The organism is Kribbella sp. NPDC006257 (assembly GCF_040613535.1).
In the GTDB taxonomy this organism is placed as follows: domain Bacteria; phylum Actinomycetota; class Actinomycetes; order Propionibacteriales; family Kribbellaceae; genus Kribbella.
This window is the reverse complement of sequence record NZ_JBEXSJ010000033.1, coordinates 63,018-76,101: the sequence shown is the minus strand read 5'-3', so window position 1 is coordinate 76,101 and position 13,084 is coordinate 63,018. Positions and strand designations below refer to the sequence as shown.

Annotated in this window: 12 protein-coding genes; 5 read left to right on the top strand and 7 right to left on the bottom strand. The window is 63.3% G+C overall.

Annotation, left to right across the window (positions count from 1 at the left end; all coding sequences use genetic code 11):
- Positions 1-119: 119 nt before the first annotated feature.
- Entirely contained in the window at positions 120-779 is a 660-nt protein-coding gene (gene msrA, locus ABZ004_RS31300) for a peptide-methionine (S)-S-oxide reductase MsrA (RefSeq protein WP_355684687.1), read from the top strand.
- Between the two features lie 1,197 nt (positions 780-1,976).
- On the opposite strand, the gene ABZ004_RS31295 is transcribed toward msrA, so the two are convergent.
- Positions 1,977-3,428, bottom strand: coding sequence for a tetratricopeptide repeat protein (locus tag ABZ004_RS31295; protein ID WP_355684686.1), 1,452 nt, complete (start codon positions 3,426-3,428; stop codon positions 1,977-1,979).
- Between the two features lie 757 nt (positions 3,429-4,185).
- Here ABZ004_RS31295 and ABZ004_RS31290 point away from each other — a divergent pair.
- Positions 4,186-4,908 carry a hypothetical protein gene (locus ABZ004_RS31290; RefSeq protein WP_355684685.1) on the top strand — a complete coding sequence of 241 codons (723 nt, stop codon included), beginning with the start codon at positions 4,186-4,188 and terminating at the stop codon, positions 4,906-4,908.
- A 22-nt stretch (positions 4,909-4,930) separates the two neighbouring features.
- Here the strand turns inward: ABZ004_RS31290 and ABZ004_RS31285 are convergent, their stop codons facing one another.
- Positions 4,931-5,713 (bottom strand): hypothetical protein, encoded by a 783-nt coding sequence (locus ABZ004_RS31285; protein ID WP_355684684.1) that lies wholly within the window; start codon positions 5,711-5,713, stop codon positions 4,931-4,933.
- 377 nt (positions 5,714-6,090) lie between these two features.
- Here ABZ004_RS31285 and ABZ004_RS31280 point away from each other — a divergent pair, with 377 nt between their 5' ends.
- Positions 6,091-6,606, top strand: coding sequence for a hypothetical protein (locus tag ABZ004_RS31280; protein ID WP_355684683.1), 516 nt, complete (start codon positions 6,091-6,093; stop codon positions 6,604-6,606).
- A 66-nt stretch (positions 6,607-6,672) separates the two neighbouring features.
- Here the strand turns inward: ABZ004_RS31280 and ABZ004_RS31275 are convergent, their stop codons facing one another.
- Positions 6,673-7,329 (bottom strand): hypothetical protein, encoded by a 657-nt coding sequence (locus ABZ004_RS31275; RefSeq protein WP_355684682.1) that lies wholly within the window; start codon positions 7,327-7,329, stop codon positions 6,673-6,675.
- Between the two features lie 96 nt (positions 7,330-7,425).
- On the opposite strand from ABZ004_RS31275, the gene ABZ004_RS31270 reads away from it, so the two are divergent.
- Both ABZ004_RS31270 and ABZ004_RS31265 read left to right on the top strand, forming a co-directional pair.
- Positions 7,426-8,160: a hypothetical protein gene (locus ABZ004_RS31270; protein WP_355684681.1), complete on the top strand. Its 735-nt coding sequence runs from the start codon at positions 7,426-7,428 to the stop codon at positions 8,158-8,160.
- A 602-nt stretch (positions 8,161-8,762) separates the two neighbouring features.
- Entirely contained in the window at positions 8,763-10,502 is a 1,740-nt protein-coding gene (locus ABZ004_RS31265) for a sialidase family protein (protein WP_355684680.1), read from the top strand.
- A gap of 103 nt (positions 10,503-10,605) precedes the next feature.
- On the opposite strand, the gene ABZ004_RS31260 is transcribed toward ABZ004_RS31265, so the two are convergent.
- The 4 genes from ABZ004_RS31260 to ABZ004_RS31245 all read right to left on the bottom strand — a co-directional run bounded on the left by ABZ004_RS31260 (position 10,606) and on the right by ABZ004_RS31245 (position 12,939).
- Entirely contained in the window at positions 10,606-11,367 is a 762-nt protein-coding gene (locus ABZ004_RS31260) for a class I SAM-dependent methyltransferase (protein WP_355684679.1), read from the bottom strand.
- A gap of 60 nt (positions 11,368-11,427) precedes the next feature.
- Positions 11,428-12,042, bottom strand: coding sequence for a hypothetical protein (locus ABZ004_RS31255; protein ID WP_355684678.1), 615 nt, complete (start codon positions 12,040-12,042; stop codon positions 11,428-11,430).
- A gap of 9 nt (positions 12,043-12,051) precedes the next feature.
- Positions 12,052-12,333 (bottom strand): hypothetical protein, encoded by a 282-nt coding sequence (locus ABZ004_RS31250; RefSeq protein WP_355684677.1) that lies wholly within the window; start codon positions 12,331-12,333, stop codon positions 12,052-12,054.
- 78 nt (positions 12,334-12,411) lie between these two features.
- Positions 12,412-12,939, bottom strand: coding sequence for an Imm21 family immunity protein (locus ABZ004_RS31245; protein WP_355684676.1), 528 nt, complete (start codon positions 12,937-12,939; stop codon positions 12,412-12,414).
- Between the last annotated feature and the right edge of the window lie 145 nt (positions 12,940-13,084).

The following is a 13,084-nucleotide window of genomic DNA, read 5'->3' as shown; positions in this document are numbered from 1 at the left end:
CCCGGGCGATCCTCTCGAACTGCGCCGGATCGCGTGAGCGAGCCGTAATCGGTCGGGGGAAGGTTCGCCTCCGTCGGGGCGTTGAGCCAGTATGTAAGTCACTCTGCGAGAGGCGTGAGATGTCGTTCTTCAAGCGCAACACAGCACTGGTCGAGCCCTCGGCCGCGCTGCCCGGCCGGCAGGACCCCGGCTACGCCGTACCGGCGGAGAACATCGTGCTCGGTACGCCGCAGACCGCACCCGCTCCTGCCGGTTTCGAGGAGGTCTGGTTCGGTACCGGCTGCTTCTGGGGCACCGAGGAGATCTTCTGGCAGCAGCCGGGCGTGTACACCACGGCCGTCGGCTACGCGGGTGGGTACACCCCGAACCCGTCGTACGAGGAAGTCTGCACCGGGCGCACCGGCCACACCGAGGCGGTCCGCGTCGTCTACGACCCGGCCAAGACCACCTTCACCGACCTGCTGAAGGTCTTCTGGGAGACGCACGACCCGACGCAGGGAATGCGCCAGGGCAACGACCTCGGCTCGCAGTACCGGTCGGCCGTCTACTACACCACCGACGCCCAGCGCGCCGAGGCCGAACGCACCCGCGACCTCTACGCCCCCGTCATCAAACCCCTCGGCTACGGCGACATCACCACCGAGATCGCCCCCCTCACCACCTACTACTACGCCGAGGCCTACCACCAGCAGTACTTGTCCCCCTCGAAGAACCCAAACGGCTACAGATGTCACAGCAACACCGGGGTCCCGTTCCCGTCAGACGATGATGTGAACTAGCTAGCGACTGTCGCAGTCGAGACCCTCAATCTCGACTGCGACGGCTTCGGTCGGCCCGTCAATACACGGTCTAAGACTCAATCTCTCCCTTGTATGCAAGGCGACCGATGCGAACAGCTGTCCTCAGCCGGCCCCACAACCCGCGTTCGCCTACGTCTGCGGGCCAAAGAGCAACGTTGTCCTGCAGCGTCCCGTGAGGATGTGAGGCCGAAACGATACGAGCCGAGCGCGGAACCTTTTTCAGGATGATTCGGCGCTCCGCCGGGAACAGCACGTAGCCCTGGCGATGGCTAGTGCCGTGGCCAGGACCGTCCCTCCAGGAGATCATCAGCTGTACGACGCCGTTCATGGTGAGTGCATCTAGCGGCACATCGGCCGACGACAAGAGAGCACCAACCCAATGCGTCCGTGGTCCCTCACTGCCGTCGGGCTGCCTGAACGATGCTCGCATTCCGCCATCAGCCATGTAGATGCAGACGTCGCGAGCCTCGCCGGATCCCGTGTTCGTTATTGAGATCGGCAACCGGTACATCGTGACAACCGAGGCGCTCGGTTCTTCTTGGCCATCCCAGTCCGGGTGCACCTGTATGCGCGCCCGCGGACGCCCCCGGAACCAATTGACGAGCCAACCACACGCTGACAGAACGGCCACTGCGTTCGTGAAGATCCACAGGTACGGCGGAGCATCGCTAGGAACCATGATCGGACTCTAGACAGTCGAGCGCGGCGTGGGAGTTTCAACATGCCAGATCCGCCCACCTCTGGCCTGAAGTTGCAGTGCTGGGCGCTCGCGAGTGTCTATGCTCGCCACACCAATTCCAGTAGGTCGGGATTGAACGGTGCTCGACCGCGTCCCCTAGGACCGACCGGATGGATCACTACTGCATGTAGAGCCTCCTTGACCATCGCCCGCTTTTGGGAGATGTCGAGCTGACCGCCGTACCAGCGAAGTCTGATATTGGACATGTCCGACTGCGCTCGGATCACCGACGCTGCATGGCGTGCCTCGTCGTTAGCAGCGGCCATGGCAGGTCACAGCGCCGGCATGCACGCGGTGACAGCCAGCGGGCAGAACGTGCGGGATCCCAGGTGCACCGAACCTCTGTACTTCAGACCGCGCGCCAGACCGAGCAGGACACCATTTCCCATAGCTCGGAAGCTGATTCTGTCGCGGTCGAGGTATCGCCTACCACAACTTCAACGCGTGGTGGCTCGAGTCCAATGCCTTCCGTGCTCCGAGCAAACCAATCCTGTACCACCACACGCGCTACATTCACCGATCAATACTCCCGACTTACCATATCCTGCACAATCATGGCACCACCGAAGGTATGCGTGACATTTATGACACGAATGTCCGGCTGATCTCTGATTAGTGCGTCTGCTTTCCAACACTTTAAGGTTCGCCGCCGCGTCGGTACTGACATCGAAATGCCCAGAGTCGATGGCGAATTGGTACGCCACCCGCGCCCCCCTAACCTCGCCAATCTCGCTAAGCAGCACCCCGAGATTGAAGGCACCACGCGGCGCTGCATCTACATGCCCAGAATTGATCGCTAACTGATACGCCGCCCGGGCCCCACCCACGTCCCCTTTGTCTCGAAGGAGCAGTGTTCCAAGATTAATGGATGCCATTGGGGCGGCGTCGGCATGTCCAGACTCGATGGCCCTTTGGTACATCGCCAGCGCCCCCTCTAAGTCACCGCTAGCACGGAGCAACGCCCCCAGATTGATAGCCGCTCGAGGAAATGCATCCGGGTTCGATGACTCCACAGCGAGGCGCCAGGCGCGTTCGGCGACGTCGGCCCGATGATATGTGACGCGCGCGGTAAAGCCGATGCGAATGAGTTCGGCAGGCTTTGCCCGTTCTATAAGGTAGGACCAGTTCGCATCTGGTATTGGATTCTGCTCGACGGTAAGTATGTCCAGCGCGTACTCGAATACAACAAATGAATCCTGCAGTTCTCGCTGGATCAGCGACACCTTTGGATTGATATCACGGGTTGCCCACTTTAGGCCCGCATCAAATATGTCATCGTCGGCCAGCACAACCCGATCCTTTGCGGATAGGTGTTGCGCGGCCAAGTCAGATAGAGCCGTGGCGGGCACTGGAGGGTCCATCCCGGCTCGATGCCAGTCCGCCGCGCCAACCACTAATGCGTACCCCACTGGATTAACCGACGGGCCTAGCCGCAGAGTTTCAGCGATATGCATCGCTGCGCCAACATATTCTCCGATTCCAACCTGGGTGACTCGGCTACGGATTTCAGGGTCGGCCACCGCTAAGCTCAAACGCTCCAGTTCACTCTCAGTCAAATCACGACGGAGGAACACGCGTTCGAACGCACTGAGCGTGTCCCACTCAGGACTGCGCAGTTGATCCGCCGGCCGATAGCGGTCATACTCGGCTGCGCGAATAGTGGCGATGACGTGATTTCCCTTAGAAACAAGACGCCGGAGCGCTCCATCACTGATTCCACCGGCCCCAATCAGGCGGTCAATATCATCGAGGAAGATCACCATCCTCTCCATCGCTACATCGGCGGAATCAAGCATAGAAAGCATGTTCTTGGTCTCCGGAATGACAATTCGCTTGTCCGAGAACATTTCAGCAATCAGCGTCGCCGCAATCTTGGTCTTGCCGACCATTGAAGGTCCGACTAGAAGGACTGGCTTCCCATCCTCCAGATGCTCTCGTATCTCACGTTCAATGTCTCGACGAACGTAGGGCAGCGATATGACAGCACGATGTACGCGCGCCGTTAGGTCCTCAGACTCTCCCACGAGCGGCAGCCCGCCACGGTCGGTCGATCCTTGAACGGTCAGCCGGATGGTCCTTGCGGTGGCCGCTCGTTCCTGCATACGTGTCGTCACAGCCGAAACGAGCACAGGTCCTGCGCCGGCGAGCACGGCAGTGATTCCCACCAGCCACGGCCACGCATCAGGCCATGCAGCAATCGCGCCGCCGCCTCCGGCGACTACAGCTACAAAGATCCCCAGCACAAGCCGCCAGCTATCTGCATAGACTCGCGGGCGACCACCATTCGCAGACACGCGCACCCCCTCCGGTCACGTGTCGCCGGAGTGCGCGAGCTGTGAACCTTTCTGGAGTGTTGCACAGGTATCGCAGCAAGGCACGTGATCTCACGCCGGGTCGCCCCGGTGGTTGTCCATTACCTTGCTTCTATCGCCTAGACGGTACTGCTACCACCAGCAGTACTTGTCCCCCTCGAAGAACCCAAACGGCTACAGATGCCACAGCAACACTGGAGTACCGTTCCCCCCTGACCGCTGAGCCCGACGAGCGCTAGGACTACTCGGTCAGTCCTGGCGCTTTCAAGATGTCAACGGTGGGGCGCGGGCATAGCGAGCGCATCAGTGACGCGACCCACCTACGATTCACATCATGAGCGAACCCAATACCGATGTTCAGCAGCGGATGGCGATCGTTCGAGAGACCGACGCAGTGAAGCAGCTTCTCGGGCGCGGCATCGGCTCCATCAACAAGCGCGGTTCCGTCGAGGTCGATCCGTACGTCACCCTGCAACTGATCTCGCAGGGTATTGAGCGTCTCTTGAAGCTCACTGTCATGTTTCAACACCATCGAGAGCACGGCGAGTTTCCTTCGGTCCGTGGATACCAGCATGGGCTGAACCGCCTTTCCGAGGATGTCTTATCGAAGGCTCAGCAGGCTAGCAATTCAAGCGAATTCCGCGTTCTGGGCGAGGATCTAGACTTCGCGGCCAATGACCCAACGCTCAAAACCCTGATCCACGCATGCTCAACCTTCTCTTCGGGTGGTCGCTACTACGACCTGGACGTCGTGGCCGGCAGAACGCTCAATCCCGAGGACTCACCAAGAATCGCTTGGGAAGCGATCGAAACGTCGGCTCGCGCAGACGATCAAGCGCTCCTTCAGCAGATCGCAGCTCTCGACCATGACACCCACGAAGCCGGGCTCGAGGAGATCAACTCCCGGATTACCGCAACCGTCCAGCGCTACATTCGCTTCGTAGCCCGCCTCTGGGCATTCAGCCCTACCGGTGACATCGCCCGGCAGTTCAGCTCCTCCCTGTACGTCTGGTTGACGCTCAACGATGACGAGCTTCGGACGCAACACGGCTCGTGAGGTGTGCTCTCCCACCGGTGGGCTAACGGCTCCCCGTGCCGACCTCGACCTCCGAGATCCCGGCCTCGCGGAGGAACCGGTTGAGCAGCTCGGCAAGCCCACCCATGATCGCACCCAGTTGCTTGTCCAGCAGCTCGTAGGCTCCTCCGTCTCGGCGGATGAGGCGCACGTGCGTCTCCAGGTTGTCCACTGGCAACGAGACTAGATCGAGGTCATCCCGAGATGGGACCCCGGCGTGCAGGTCAATGCGGTAGCGCAGGGTTGGCACCACCTCGAGTAGATAGTTGTGCTTGTCGTTGTTGCTGAGGTATGCGAGATCCTGAGTCCAAGCAACTCCATTGAAAGGTTGTACCGCCTCAATCCACTCTCGATGGATGGCGTTGACCCCGGGCAGCATACGAAGCCCCTTCGACTGGAAGTCTGGGGCATTCTTGAACACCGGAAACTGCGTTCGCTGCTGTTCTGACCCACTGTCGAGCCAAGCGACGTTGTAGATGAGGTGGTCGGCGGTTACACGGAGGTGATGGAGTATCTCGCTAACCAACAATCGCAGTTCGTTGGCGTTCGTCCACGTCAATACACCTTCGAGGTCGACGGCCACCGGCGGGTTGGCGTGACTAAGGTCGGCGAGCCGGGCAGTTACTACGGGCACCTTCTTCACTTGCTTGGTCATCGCATCGAACGTCTGGACTAGTTCGCCGTAGCGCTGCGCCGCGCGGATTAGCCTGGGCGGGATGTGTCCGAGGCTGGGGTCAGAACTCGCTCTCGGAACGACCTCTGAATAGAGGTAGCGGGGATCTTCCATGGCTACATCTTGCCCGACCCGACCACTAAGCGGACCCGAAGGCCGGCCGCATCGCCGACCTGCGTGGACAGCCCCGTTCTATCGCCTGAACGGTATTGCTACCACCAGCAGTATCTGTCGCCTGCGAAGGACCGAACGGCTACAGGCGCCACAGCAAAACCGGTGTCCCGTTCCCAGCGGACCGGCTCTAGCCCGTCCTCGCCCGATACGACCATTGATGAAGGTACACGCCGGGCACTGACTGGGATATGGCGCGCTCTGGTGCAGGCCCAACAACCACCCGCCACGCCTGCGAATCGCGCGAACCACTGTCAGTATGGCTCTCATCGTCGCGGCGAAGACGTTCGGCGACCGAGCGAACAAGCAAGGGGGAGCTGATGGATATCAGCCTTGATAGGTTCCGGGATGTTGTGAGGTCGGTGCGAGGGCCGGGGGAACTGTTGGAGCCGCCTGTGGTCGTACTGCGGGTCGTAGCCGCGCTCATCGGCGACAGCGAAGTTCAGCATGCCGTGTCCGCCAAGGTCGCGGGTAGCGAAGGCGAAGGCGAAGGTCCGCTCACGTCCTGGCGGTATGTTGCTCTAATCAAGGTCGGACTTGTCGCGGTGGACGTGACCAATACGATCTCGGACTGGGAGTTGGACGGCTCGCGCAGGACCGAGCCTAGTCCCACGATCGACGCACGCCTCATTCCGATCGCCGAGGTCACAGATTGCAGGGTCCTGGAGGTCCAGGGGCGCTCGCTCGATCCGCAGGACTTCACCGTCAGATGGCAGATCGGGATTCGAACCGGAGAGCCCGTGCGCATCCCCGTCGGCCGGTACCAGGCAGAGACGGAGGCGGCATCGGCGTTTGGAAGAGCCGTCATCGATCGCTTGGAAGCTCTTAGCGCATAGCCTGAGATGCACGTCGTCAACCCCCAGCCGTTTAAGGCTGGAGGCTGACAACGAGGGGCCTGCATTTCACGGCTCGGTCGCTGAATGAGCCCTGATCCCGCCGTCTGGGGTGAGGTCGAAGCTATCGCTCATGATCAGGATCCACTGGTCGAGACGGCCCTCCCTTTTTCCCAAATCCGAGAACCCAGTAGCCAATGCCGACCCCTTGAAGAAGGGGAGTACCTCCCATAGTGCTGAGCGCAGAGCAAAGATCCTGGCCTGTGCGCGCTGGAGCCTGTCGAGCACGTCATCCACATAAGTCACGTCGCGGGGAGTTGGTACGGCGCCCAGTGCTCCCTTGACGGACCGGAAAGAGAGCCACGTAGGCTCAGCCTCCGATCGCGGCGAGCCGAAATCGACGCGCATCCACATGTCATGAACGACTCGGTTCCGCTCTTCGTTGGCTGCTGCAGCCGCCATCAACGCGGCGCCTGTGGCCTCATGCAACTCTGGAGCAAGGCCAGCATGCTTCAGCATCTCGCGGCAGTCCTGGATAAGCCGGTGGGTACTGGATATCGCCCCCGTCAGATAGACGCCCAACCCTGGACCAACAAGCATGTGGTGCACTCCTCGCAGCAACTCATCGAGCTCCACATGAGCCCGCGCAGCACGTCCGATCTGCAATGACAGACGATCATTGGCATCAAGACGGTTAACCGCGCCGGCGGCTTCAGCTTCATCCATGCGCGGAGCATAGAGCGACTGCCATACCGGGGCGCACCGCTTCCCGGCGCTGAAAGCATGTTCAATCTGGATTCACCGGGGTGCGATCCTGTACAGATGACGGTCAAGGCTCGCTTGGACGGTGACGGTTTCGATCTGGAGACCGTCGGCCGAATCTTTAACGGCGGAGATGTACGCGTGTTGAAGGACTCGAACGGTTACTACCTCACCTCGCCGGCGCTCGACGCTGTAGCCGCCAAGGGCGGTGGGGTCGAGCTGTTGGAGGTCGCACAGGACCACGTCCTGCACATCAACGGCGCTGCACGCGCGCTCAACTCCGGGTACAAGCCGATTCGCGCCACCGGGCGATTCAACCGGCCACTTCCCGACGGCGGCGAAGCAACCGAGGTGGTTCTCTCCGTTGACAGCATCATGATGCGGTCAACGATCGGAACCCCGACAATCAGCATCGGCGGCGTCGTCGTACAGCCGCCGCCGTCACCCGCGCAGCGCTGGGTAGAACTCGCCCCCACAAATCCGGACGTGCGTGACATGCTCAGCTACCTCGGCAGGGCCGAGGATGACCTCAGCTGGGACGATCTGTGGAAGGTCTTCGAGATCGTCCGCGCCGCCGCTGCCGGCGGCAGCAACCCAGCCCTAGTTGCTACCGGGTGGGTGACGGCAGACGACCTCGACGCGTTCTTTGCATCGGCGAACGACCCGGCCGTGAGCGGCGAGGGCGCCCGCCATGCCCGCCACCGGCCGAGAGGGAAACCGTCAAGGGCGATGCCCATCCACGAGGGACGCGAGTTCGCGCGCAAGCTCGCCAAGACGTGGTTGGAGACGCTCTGATCCGGAGCGACTGAGCAAACGCCGTCAGGGGCCTCGGTTACGACGCGTGCCTCGGAAGGAGTGCGGCGTGAGGCGGCTGCCGCGTGGCGGCGAGGTGGAACGTCGAGAGACCCAGGGAAGTCCTAACCGAGCCTATCGAGAGGCTGTTTTTGCACTAGTGGATGTGATCGCCGCCTACCGCCGGGTGATCCCGCCGAGCACGATGTGCACCCGGCCGCCGGACGGCTTCTATCGCCTCGGCGGTATCGCTACCACCAGCAGTACCTCCACAAAAACCCCAACGGCTACCGCTGCCACTCGAAGACTGGCGCTCCTTTCCCGGAGTAGCAGCCGGTACAACCAACGTGGGCGTCACCTTCCGAGGTGACGCCCACGTTTCGTAGATCCCGCTCGATCCTCAACGGGTCTCAAGACGGCAACACTCTTTAGCGCCAGGCATCTGACAAGCACACCGCCGACCAGGCGCAGGCTGTTGTTGCCTCGTCGCGGCATGTCACCAGGGTGTTCGAGGTGTTGCGTGGTGAGGGGTGGAGGTGCAGTGTCGAAGCGTCCAGACGGGCCGGGAAACGGTCCCGGACCGATGGTCGTCCAGGGGAGAGATCATGGGCGCACCACGCCGTGCCATCGCTTCCGTCGCCGCTGTCGCGGCCGCCTTCGCCGGAGCCGCCGTCGCTGCGTCCGCTTCACCTGCGGATACGCGGGTGTCGATCGGCAGCCCCACGACGTCGTTCTCGCAGAACAAGCAGAACGAGCCCGCCGTCGCCATCGACGCGCACGACCCGGCCGTTGTGGTGGCGGGGTCGAACGACGAGATCGACGAAGAGTCCTGCGCGGCCGGTGACCCCAGCACCTGCCCGTTCACCGACGGTGTCGGGGTGTCCGGGGTGTACTTCTCCTTCGACGGCGGCGGCTCGTGGACCCAGCCGACGTACACCGGCTGGAGTGCCCGTCACTGTCTTGGCCCGGCAGCCTGCGTCCCACAAGTGGGTCCGATCGGGACGCTGCCGCACTACTACGAAGCAGGGCTGGTGTCCGACGGTGACCCGGCGGTGGCGTTCGGGCCGCGACCAGGCCCCGGCGGCACCTTCTCCTGGGCGAACGGCTCGCGGCTGTACTACGCGAACCTGACGTCGAACTTCTCCGCCAACCGGCGACTGGAGACCTTCCGCGGCGTCGAAGCGATCGCGGTATCGCGCACCGACGACGCCCGCGCCGCGGCAACCGGGGACGCCTCGGCATGGACCGCCCCGACGATCATCTCGAAGCAATCGTCCACCACCTTCTCCGACAAGGAGCAGATCTGGGCCGACAACGCAGCGAGCAGTCGGTTCTTCGGCCGCGTCTACGTCTGCTGGTCATCGTTCCGCAGCAACAGCCACGGGCAAGCACTCCCGGTACCGCTTACTGTCGCCCGGTCGGCCGACGGCGGCAGTAGCTGGATCACCTCACAGGTCGGCCCGGCGACGAGCAACGGCATCAACGCACAACCCGACGGCTGCGTCGTGCGAACGGACAGCACCGGCAACGCGTACGTCTTCGGCGTCGGCACCCGGCGCGGGATCAGGTACGAGATGATGTATCGCTCGACCGATGGTGGAGCCCATTGGACCGGACCGTCGCTGGTGGCACCCGTCGTCGAACCAGGCGTCTTCGACCCTGTTCTCGGCCGTCCCGTGATGGACGGCGTGGCAGGCGCCCGAGCCGACCTGGCCGGCGGTCCGAACGTCGACATCGCGAACGGCCGTCCGACCGGTGCCGGTGCGACCAACGAGATCTTCATGACCTGGTCCGACGGCCGGCTCGGCCTGAACCATGAGCAACTGATGCTGACCTGGTCGCGCAACGGTGGTCAGACATGGTCGTCACCGGGGGCGGTACCGCTTGCCCCTGGCGACAGGCCGATCTACACCGCACCGGCGGTTTCCCCCGACGGTACGGACCTGTACGTCGTGCACAACTCGTTCACGACGCCGTACCGCAACGACACCACGAGTCCGCGCGGCCTGATCGGCGAGGTGCGTCATGCCGACGTGGCGGCCGGCGTACCGACCGGCTGGTCGACGCTTGAGCGGAGCCCGGTCGGGGACCCGCGGGGCAGTAGTCAGAACGGCCTGACGGCGGAATTCCTCGGCGACTACGTGTACGCCGCGGCGACGAACGACTCGGCGGTCGCGGTCTGGAACGACACCCGCGACGCGGCGGTGTGCTCGTCGATCAATGCCTATCGGGCGTCGCTGTACACCGCGAGCCCCTTGCCGGCACCGAACGTTCTCGGCACCTGCCCCGCGACGTTCGGCAACAGCGACATCTTCGGAGGGAGATACTCCGACCCGACCCCGTGACATCCGCCGTACGGCTCGGAGGAGGATCGTGCTCCCTTCTCCGAGCCGCCGGCCGCCTAGCTAGTCGCGGGAAAGCCGCCCAGCGTTCGCATCGGGCGTCTTGCTAGTTCTGGCGGCGGGTGAGGTGGACGTCTACCTGGGTGTTGAGTTCTACGGTTTCGGGGAGGACCCGGAGGATTTGGCGGAAGACCTGGTCTCGGGTGGTGGGCTGGAGCATTACGTAGGCCGAGAGAGTTGAGAGGTGTCCGATGTAGTCGTTGGCGCTGATTGTCAGGCGCCGGTCGATGATCTTCTGTTGGACATCGGTGAACCACTCGGACTGCTGCAGCTCGGTGCCGGGCCATTGCATCGGACTATCAGCTGGTGTGCCGTCGGGCGACGGGACGCCGTCGTCCTCCAGGTACGGCGCACGTGCTGCGCGGGCGGCTTCCTTGAGGGCGGGGTCGGCCAGCTGGATCGGTGACGCGAACGACGCGAAGACACCACCCGGCCGGACGAGTTCGGCCATGCGGGCCCAGCGGCCTTCAGGCTTGGTCCAGTGCAGCGCCGCAGCTGAATACACCAGGTCGTACGACGTATCGAGCGGCAGCTCCTCGAACGTGGCTTGAAGGGTGGTGACGTTCGAGGGCATGTGTTTGCGCATCTCCGCCAGCATGGCCGCATCCGGCTCGGTCGCCGTGACCGCGATGCCTCCCTGCGCGAACACCCGCGTCGCCTTGCCCGTCCCGGCCCCGAATTCGAGAGCGGTCCGGATCGGCTCACCGGCGTACGCCGTCACCAACTCGAGCAGCTCCACCGGATACCCGGGCCGGAACCGCTCGTACGTCTCCGCCACTGCCCCAAAACTCAACGCCCGCGCAACCATCCCAGCATCCTGGCATCTCCCACGCCCCCAGCGCTCGTCATTTTTCGAGCCGCCCGCGCATCAAGTCGGGTGCGTGGCAGAGAGTTCTGCGAGCCTCTGGTTGAGATCGCTGGAGCGATAGTTGCCGAGTGCGAGCTCGCGTTGTGCTGCGGGGAGGTCGCCCAGCCGGGCCTGGGTGAAGGCGGCCACGAAACGAGCCGCCGGTTCATGAAGCTCGAAGGCGTTGGACGCTTGTCGATACGCCTCTGACAAGACACCGGTCTCGGATCCGACGGTGGCCCACCAGGCGACCGCCTGCTTGGCGACTTGCCGCACGGCCTTCGCAGCCTGGCGTTGAAGCTTCCGCTCGCCGTCAAGGGTTGATATCCACTGGCGCGGTTCGGCGTCCACCGTGAAGTGATCGACCCACAGGTCCAGCCGGGTCTGCTTCAGCGTCCGATGCCAGCGATACGTGTCGCCCTGCCGATGCGGCACCCAGTCGCAGCACACGCCGTACGTGATGTCGAACTGCGCACCTTTGAGTGACCGGACGTCGACGACAGCTCGGATCCCAGGCGACAAAGGCTTGGCCCAGCGCAGGCCCCGAACATGCTCGAAGTCCGCGACAACCGGCTGCAGAGCTACACCGATCAACTGCCGCGCACGATCCGCGGCAACTAGCTCGTGACTCCCCATCGCAACAGCCTATTGCCTGGTATCTAGGGTTGGCGGGCGAGCATCTTCCGCCGCCAGACCGACCCTACCGAAGCGGTACTTCGACGACTGGCCAAGAGCCTGCGATGGTTCCGCCCGTCCGTTGCCGATGCCCCGACGCCGGCTTCGCAACTCGGGCACCTCGCCCAGCATCGCCTGTGTCCAGCGATCGATCAGGGTGACCCGGCTCCGGCGACGACCGCTCTCGCGATCGCCGAGGAGGCCCTGGCTGGTGCCGATCTCGATCAGGAGTCCGGCGCCAAGCTCGACCACACGCTCACCCTGGACTTGCCACCGGGCAGGGCATGTAGTCCGCCGACGCCAACAGCGTGACTTCCCCTCGGTTGGCGTTCACCCGAAGGACTGCGGCGTGGTCTGGACGAGGCGGACTAGGCAAATCCACGGGAATTCATCGGTTCTGGCTGCCGCGAGCACGCTCCAACTCCCTGCCGGGACATCAATCGGAGCCTGTTCTGGGGTTCCACCTCCTGGGTACTCCACGCCAAGATCCGTTCCCGCCTCGGCCGAGTCCATCAGGACGGCCGCGCCATCGGTCTCCCAAACCCCGCAGAGCTCCCATTCAGTGCGGGGGTCGTTCAGCATGACCTCGGCGGCACCAAACACTTCGGCGTCGGAGTCGGCAGCGAGCCAACGCACGAAGGTCCGCTCGCCGGCCAGGTAGCAGGTGCTGGCGGGTTCATCTCCCAACACGAGCGCGGCGGACGATCCGACGCTGATGACACCGGCCCACCCGGTCACCGCGCAGGCTCGATCGTAATCGTCAGCCGGACCGGTTCCGCCGGTCATGATCCCTTCTTGCGTACCGCCTCCCCAATGATCTAGAGCAGACACCGGTACGACGATCAGCGGACCACCCATCGAAGCCACCCAGGCAGGCCCTGAATCCGTTCGAGCGACACTCGATCCCTCACTCATGAAGCCAGTCTGCTACAGCCGTCCGGTGACCGCCTCGGGGAGCAGGTCGCTGCCGCTTCTAAAGTTTGTGCGGCGAGACTGTCGGATG

Bases quoted from the DNA above. Each gene is read 5' to 3' on its own strand.
- msrA (WP_355684687.1), top strand. From the start codon at position 120: ATGTCGTTCTTCAAGCGCAACACAGCACTGGTCGAGCCCTCGGCCGCG.
- ABZ004_RS31295 (WP_355684686.1), bottom strand. From the start codon at position 3,428: ATGGTCGGCAAGACCAAGATTGCGGCGACGCTGATTGCTGAAATGTTC.
- ABZ004_RS31290 (WP_355684685.1), top strand. From the start codon at position 4,186: ATGAGCGAACCCAATACCGATGTTCAGCAGCGGATGGCGATCGTTCGA.
- ABZ004_RS31285 (WP_355684684.1), bottom strand. From the start codon at position 5,713: ATGGAAGATCCCCGCTACCTCTATTCAGAGGTCGTTCCGAGAGCGAGT.
- ABZ004_RS31280 (WP_355684683.1), top strand. From the start codon at position 6,091: ATGGATATCAGCCTTGATAGGTTCCGGGATGTTGTGAGGTCGGTGCGA.
- ABZ004_RS31275 (WP_355684682.1), bottom strand. From the start codon at position 7,329: ATGGATGAAGCTGAAGCCGCCGGCGCGGTTAACCGTCTTGATGCCAAT.
- ABZ004_RS31270 (WP_355684681.1), top strand. From the start codon at position 7,426: ATGACGGTCAAGGCTCGCTTGGACGGTGACGGTTTCGATCTGGAGACC.
- ABZ004_RS31265 (WP_355684680.1), top strand. From the start codon at position 8,763: ATGGGCGCACCACGCCGTGCCATCGCTTCCGTCGCCGCTGTCGCGGCC.
- ABZ004_RS31260 (WP_355684679.1), bottom strand. From the start codon at position 11,367: ATGGTTGCGCGGGCGTTGAGTTTTGGGGCAGTGGCGGAGACGTACGAG.
- ABZ004_RS31255 (WP_355684678.1), bottom strand. From the start codon at position 12,042: ATGGGGAGTCACGAGCTAGTTGCCGCGGATCGTGCGCGGCAGTTGATC.
- ABZ004_RS31245 (WP_355684676.1), bottom strand. From the start codon at position 12,939: ATGGGTGGTCCGCTGATCGTCGTACCGGTGTCTGCTCTAGATCATTGG.